Raw genomic sequence first — 6,425 nt, 5'->3', positions numbered from 1 at the left:
TGGCCCAAGGCGGGTAATGCTGCGGGCCAGTACCCTCTTCCCGGAACCGAGTACCAACTAGGTGGACGAGGAGTACCTTAAACGACTACTCGCCAACCACCACGACCACTGCCGCCGGCCTCGCGGGCCAGACGGATGCTCTGGTGCCTGAAAGTCTCACGCTCGGGCAGGTCGTGTCGCTGATCGAGCAGATGGAGTATCGGCAGCGCGCACTCGACGCGGTTTGCCTTGATCTCATGTGCGCCGCGGTCGAGATGGCGACGGGTGGGCCCCGCGCAGCGGAGAACGACCTGTCGTATCGGTCGTTGCGGGCGGAACTCGCGACGACTCTCGGCACGAGCGAGCGTGTGGCCGAGACGCAGATGGACGCTGCATGGTCCCTGCGCCGTGACTATGCAGCGACGCACGAAACGCTTGCCGGGGGAGAGATCTCGGCGGCGCACGCGCGAGTCATCGTTGATGCTGGCCGGCGCATCGGTACCGGTTCGGCGCCCGACGTCACAGCTCGGCGTGCGGCGTACGAGTCGGAAGTGCTTCTGCACGCACGCAGAGAATCGGTGAATCGACTGCGGCCGATCGCGCGAAGGATCGCCGAGCAGTTCGCCGTCGAAAGCCTGGACGAACGGCACCTCGAAGAGGTGCGCCGACGCCACGTGATCGTGAAGGATCGTGAAGACGGAATGTCCGATCTGCATGCTTACCTGCCCACGGTCGAGGCGTACGCGATTCACGACCGGTTGACGCGGATCGCCCGCGAAGTCGAACGAGCTGAGTTGCGCATCCGTGACGAGCAAGCAGCTGCGTGCGGGGGAGGTGACCTGCGGGTTGCAGAAGCGCCCGATTCGGTTCAGCCTGAGCACCGCACGCGTGACGAGATTCGAGCCGACGTGTTCTCGGAGTTGCTTCTTGCATCTGATGCAACGGAGCTCGCCTCGTGCACAGCCCCCGAAGCGATGCGAGCTCGTGTCCAGGTCATCGTGCCCGTCGAGGCTATGGATGCGGTGCGTCAGAACTCCTGCTCCGCGACGAAGACGGTCGAATCTCCGCCGGTTGCGAACGGGAAGGCGCTCGCCAGAACGGAGGCTCTGGCCGGGACGGAGGTGCCCACCGGTACAGAGGCTCTGTCCGGGACGGAGGTGCCCACCGGTACAGAGGAGCCCGCCGATGCTCTCAGCCTTCCTGCTGTTGCTGAGCTTGTCGGGGCCGGTCCGATCGCACTCGTCGCCGCGCGTGCTATCGCTGCAGCAACGCACGTATGGGAACGTGTCACCGTCTCGCCTGACTCGGGAGCCGTCATCGCGGTCGACCGGTATCGTCCGAGCGAAGAGATGCGACGTCGACTCGCCGCCCGCGATCAGCACTGCCGCTTCCCCGGGTGCCGCATCCCGGTCTCTCGCTGCGATCTCGATCATACGGTTGATGCCGCACTCGGCGGACCCACTTCGACGGCGAACCTCGCCCACCTCTGCCGAGGTCACCATGTGCTCAAGCACAATTCGCACTGGCGTGTGCGCCAGCGAATCGACGGCGAACTCCTGTGGACCAGTCCCAGTGGCCGAAACCATGTCGACCGACCGCCCAGCAGGGTCCGATTTGCGAAATCGGCGCCAGAAGTTCGAACTGTTCTGGCACTCGGAAGGGACCGGGGCGGAGGAGGTTCAGTGAATACGCCGACGATCGGAGCTGGTCGAGATGCGAATCGAACGTGCACGGAGGTGGACGACCTGCAACACCCGTTCTAGCTCCGCTCGCGGGGCACCCGATGCCACCGGGCCCCGATCTCGCCGGCCCGGGCCCCGATGCCACCGGGCCCCGGTCTCGTCGGCCCGGCACCCGATCTTGCCGGCCCGGCACCCGATCTCGCCGTCCCGGCTCCCGATCTTGCCGGCCCGGCACCCGATCTCGCCGGGCATCGGTGCTCATCCCGCACGGGTTCGAGCCCCGAAGCGGTTCTGACTCCGGAGCCGTGCGATCTCCTCTGAGACGTTCGCGCGCGCACGCGACTCCCAGAGGTGACGCGCGGCACCCGTGAAGTACACCGTCTGGCGGTCGAGATAGGACTCGAGAATACGCGCGCGCTCCACAGCGAAGTCCGCGTCAGGCACGCGCGCATACTCCGACCGCACGGAAGCCGCATACTCCGCGTAGCGAGACGGGTGCGCAGCGAAGATCCAGAGATCAGCGTCGAGCAGATGCGCCAGAGCACGATCGGGCTGCACCGGCGCAGCCTCACCGGGCGACGGAGCAGACTGCCCGGGAAGCGTCGCAATGATGCTGGCGCGCACCCCCTCAACGAGGGAAGCGTCGAGACCCAGCTGTGTGAGCGCAGCCACGGCCAATGCCGCGGAAGCCCGTTCGTCGTCGCCCGCGGCTCCCAGATACACCGCATCGTGGAACCAGGCCGCGAGCAGCGTCACTGGCGAGATGCGCTCACCCCGGGTCTCGAGATGATCGAGGGCGAGCAGTACGTCTTCGAGGTGCCGCTCGTCGTGGTAGCTGCGATGCGGCTCGTTCCAGCGTGCGATCAGCTCGCCTCCGAGGGCCTGCCACGCACGAGCCGAAACCGCGCCGCCGGTCCCGATTTGCGTGCCCAGCGACTCCCATTGCTCGACGAGGTACTGCCGTCGGCGCAGGGGAGTGACCGCGATGCGATCCACCTGGCGCACTCGCAGGCCTGCGTCGCGCAGGCGATGCACGACCTCGCGGCCCGACACCGGCAGCGCGCCGAGGGCGACGGCGCGGTCATAGTTCGCGGCCGAGACGTCGTAGTGGTCGAGATCGAAGCTGCGACGCGGAAACCCGAGCAGCCGCGCGAACGCGTGCAGTTCGTCGGTACTCGTGTCCGAGACGAGATGACTCCACAGAGTGCCGTGCGCTGGCCAGGCCGGCGGGTCGATGAGGATCGCCATTCGTTCAGCGTACTGCTCGATGAGCCCGGGGTGAGTCGCCTGCAGTGGAGAAGGTCAGTGGACCGCAGCGCGATCCGGCACCGTCATGTGCTGGTCGTTCGCAGGCAAGCCGTCGGTCGGGCGCGGGTCGTCGTCGAGCGCGATACCCGAGAACGCCATTGGAACACCGATGGCGCGCAGCGGAGAAGCGCGATCCATGAGCTGCGCGTGCACATGCGGTTCGCTGCTATTGCCCGAGTTGCCGCAGCGCGCGATCACGTCTCCGGCTTGCACGGTGTCGCCGACGCTCACCATGAGCGATCCGCGCTGCAGGTGCGCGACCAGCGCGTAGGTGCCGTGCGCCCCGCGAATGGTGACGTGATTGCCGATGATGAAGCCGGCGCCGCCGACTTCTCGGACCGCCCCTTCGAACATCATGTAGATCACCGCGGTCGTGGTCGAGCGTGCGCGGTGATCACGACGCCAGCCCGAAGCACGCACGACGGTTCCCGACATCATGGCGCGCACAGGCTTGCCGAATGCGGGGTAGTCCGCGTTCGCGCGCATTGCCGGACCGTCTCCGAACGCGGGTCGAACGCCGGCAGCAGGGTTCGCGGGTTCGGCTACGAGGTCGATCGCGTGCGCCTGGCCGTACATGCGCACGCCGTGACTCGGCACCTTTGTTGCGGGGCTGTTCATCCCGAGCCACCGCCCGGTCACGGGGGCGACGACGGGCATCGCCTCGCGCTGCGGAATGAGCCGAGGGCCGAACGCGACGAGCAGGTACCCGAACAGCATCAGTGGCAGCCCTGCACCCCGCAGAACTGCGCCCGTAGCGCCGGCTGAGTGCTCCAGCAGCACCCCCAACAGAACGGATGCGGCCATACCGGCCAGACCCACGAAAATGAGCACACCGCGCAAGCGATACAGAGAGAGGACGAGTGGTCTCACAGCGACGCATCGCCATTGCGTTGGCGCTTCGCTGCAGATCGAACGCCCGCCGCACAGGTATCGCAACTCATATGCCAACGCTACGCAAGGGTGGGAGTGGAAGCAATGCCAGAGACGAGTGTGACCGGCAGGTCACGCGACGGACCGCGTTCGACGGCCGATCAGCGCCGCGCGTACCAGAGCGCGGCCGTGTTCGCCGCCCCCTGGTCGCTCCGATTCGCCGCTGCCACCATGGGGTCCATGGCCTCTTCACCGTCAGAACTCACCAACGCTTTGTCACACTCGGCGCGGAGATCACGCGCTGGGATCGCGAAGCTCATCAAAGACGACGCCCCGAAGCTCATGACCCGCGGTTATGGGTTCGGCGCGGCGATCTGGGAACGTGCTCATGCCGGAGCCCGCGCGGTACCGATGCGTCTGCTCGGACGCCCGGCGCTGCTCGTGCGTGGAGTCGAGGGAGTCGCTACCTTCTACGACAATGACCGGATCGCGCGACACGGTGCAATGCCCGCCTTTGTGCAGGAGACGCTGTTCGGGCATGGATCCGTGCACAGCCTCGACGGCACCGAGCATCGACACCGCAAGTCCACGTTCGTCGACGTCGCCTACGAGGACGCCGCGGTCGAGGCGCTGAAACCGCTGCTCGAACGCGAGTGGCGCGTCGAGCTCGATGAGTGGATCGCGGGCGGCGACCGCTCGGCCTACGACGCGGGTGCCGGTGCGCTCGGCCGCGCCATCATGCACTGGGCGGGTCTGCCGGGAACCGATGACGCGCTCACCCGCTGGTCCGGGCGCATGGCGCAGATCGTGGACGGCTTCGGCGCGCCCTACTCGCCGAGCTTTCCGCTCGCGGCCGCGAACCGGGCCTGGTCAGACCGCCACGCCCGCAAGCTCATCGAGGCGGTGCGGGCGGGTGCACTCGATGCGCCCGAAGGATCAGCGCTGCGTGCTTGGGCGTGGCACCGGGATCAGAGCGACCTGCTGCTCCCTGCACATCTCGCCGGCATCGAGCTGCAGAATTCCATTCGGCCGATGGTTGCCGTCGCGCGCTTCGTCGCGTTCGCCGCGAAGGAGCTGCACGACCGCCCTGAATGGCGCGACCGCATCGCCGCGTCGGTGGAGGAGCGCGGCGGCGCGCTCGTCGACGATCCGATAGCGGTGGCGTTCGCGCAAGAGGTGCGTCGCACCGCACCGTTCGTGCCCGTGCTCCCTGGCTGGGCGACGACCGACATCGAGGTCGAAGGCGAGACCGTGCCGAAGGGCGGCCGTGTGGTGCTCGACATCCTCGGCACGAACACCGACGATCGTTCCTGGGAGCGGGCGGGCGAGTTCGACCCCGCCCGGTTCCTGGGCGTCGACGACTACGAGGCGATCGACACGTTCATCCCGCACGGTGGCGCAGACGTCGCAACGGGCCACCGCTGCCCAGGAGAGAAGCTCGCGATCGCGGGCCTCGCCGCAGCAGTAGCGACACTCAGCGACCCGCGCGTGCGCATCCTCGACGAGGGGCTCGACGTGAACCGGCGCCGCCTGCCGACGAAGCCGGTTTCGGGAGGCAAGGTGCGCGCGGCGGCCGCGGGCGTGGCGGGATCCCCGGGTGTTGCGAACCCCGCGGCCCCGAAATGCCCGTTCCACTGAGTGCTCGCTAGTCAGGGCTGAACGCGAGGGTTCCTCGCGAGCGAGAAGTGTGCTGCACGGTCGAAACTCTCGTTCTGGGCAACGCACAGAAACCTGGACGCACTGCTACCCCGCTCGCGATACGGTGATCGCATGCCGACGGACTCGCGCTCGCAGCACCCCTACCTCGCCGACACCCAGCAGCCACGCATCATCGCGCACCGCGGGTTCGTGCCGGCCGATCTCGCCGCAGACGGCGTCGTCGAGAACACGCGTGCCGCCTTCACCGCGGCGCTCGCCGCAGGAGCCGGGTACCTCGAGACCGACTGCCACCTGACGCGCGACGGCGTGGTCGTTCTGGCGCACGATGCTGATCTCACCCGCATTGCGAATGACCCGCGTGAGATCGCCGCGGTGGATCGCGCCGAGCTCGACGGCGTCTTCGCCGACCGCGGCGGGCTGCTGACCCTTGCAGATGCGCTCGCGGAGTATCCTCACGCGCGCTGGAACATCGATGTGAAAGCGCGGGCCGTCGCAGAACCCTTGGGCCGGATCGTGGCACCGCACGGCGCGCGGGTGCTCGTGACGAGCTTCTCGGACGCGTATCGTCGCGCCGCGCTCGAGGCCGCGGTGGGGGAGCGCCGCGCGATCCTGCCCGCGACGTCGCCGGGGAAGCGGACGCTGACACGCGTGCTGCTCGCCGTCGCCAGCGGATCTCGGCGTGCGGCGGAGCGAGCGCTCACCGGGCTCGATGCGCTGCAGATTCCGGAGCGCCAGGGGCGACTTCGCGTGCTCACCCCGCGGCTCATCGCGACGGCCCACGCGAGCGGGGTCGAGGTGCACGTCTGGACGGTCAACGACGGCCAGCGCATGCGCGAACTGGTGGCGATGGGCGTCGACGGCGTGGTCACGGACCGCACAGACCTCGCGGTGGAGGCGCTGCGGGCGGATCAGAGCTGACGCAGGCGA

Annotated in this window: 5 protein-coding genes; 3 read left to right on the top strand and 2 right to left on the bottom strand. The window is 68.1% G+C overall.

The annotated features are described in order from the left end of the window. Positions 1–143 precede the first annotated feature (143 nt). Positions 144–1,742 carry a DUF222 domain-containing protein gene (locus AB0O71_RS13945; RefSeq protein WP_363746274.1) on the top strand — a complete coding sequence of 533 codons (1,599 nt, stop codon included), beginning with the start codon at positions 144–146 and terminating at the stop codon, positions 1,740–1,742. A gap of 177 nt (positions 1,743–1,919) precedes the next feature. On the opposite strand, the gene AB0O71_RS13940 is transcribed toward AB0O71_RS13945, so the two are convergent. Both AB0O71_RS13940 and AB0O71_RS13935 read right to left on the bottom strand, forming a co-directional pair. Continuing rightward, positions 1,920–2,909 (bottom strand): DUF4031 domain-containing protein, encoded by a 990-nt coding sequence (locus AB0O71_RS13940; protein WP_363746272.1) that lies wholly within the window; start codon positions 2,907–2,909, stop codon positions 1,920–1,922. 54 nt (positions 2,910–2,963) lie between these two features. Beyond that, complete coding sequence (locus AB0O71_RS13935; RefSeq protein WP_363746270.1) at positions 2,964–3,773, bottom strand: M23 family metallopeptidase; 810 nt, start codon at positions 3,771–3,773, stop codon at positions 2,964–2,966. Between the two features lie 408 nt (positions 3,774–4,181). Between AB0O71_RS13935 and AB0O71_RS13930 the strand changes: the two genes are divergently transcribed. Further along, positions 4,182–5,477 carry a cytochrome P450 gene (locus AB0O71_RS13930; protein WP_363746282.1) on the top strand — a complete coding sequence of 432 codons (1,296 nt, stop codon included), beginning with the start codon at positions 4,182–4,184 and terminating at the stop codon, positions 5,475–5,477. Positions 5,478–5,609: 132 nt separating this feature from the next. After that, entirely contained in the window at positions 5,610–6,416 is an 807-nt protein-coding gene (locus AB0O71_RS13925) for a glycerophosphodiester phosphodiesterase family protein (protein WP_363746268.1), read from the top strand. The last annotated feature ends 9 nt before the right edge of the window (positions 6,417–6,425 follow it).

The sequence above is a fragment of the Leucobacter sp. NPDC077196 genome (genome assembly GCF_040687075.1).
In the GTDB taxonomy this organism is placed as follows: Bacteria; Actinomycetota; Actinomycetes; order Actinomycetales; family Microbacteriaceae; genus Leucobacter.
The sequence above is the reverse complement of the archived record's forward strand: the minus strand, read 5'-3'. Positions and strand labels throughout refer to the sequence as shown.

Coding starts and splice junctions, on each gene's coding strand:
- AB0O71_RS13940 (WP_363746272.1), bottom strand. CDS start 2,909: ATGGCGATCCTCATCGACCCGCCGGCCTGGCCAGCGCACGGCACTCTG.
- AB0O71_RS13935 (WP_363746270.1), bottom strand. CDS start 3,773: ATGGCCGCATCCGTTCTGTTGGGGGTGCTGCTGGAGCACTCAGCCGGC.
- AB0O71_RS13930 (WP_363746282.1), top strand. CDS start 4,182: ATGACCCGCGGTTATGGGTTCGGCGCGGCGATCTGGGAACGTGCTCAT.
- AB0O71_RS13925 (WP_363746268.1), top strand. CDS start 5,610: ATGCCGACGGACTCGCGCTCGCAGCACCCCTACCTCGCCGACACCCAG.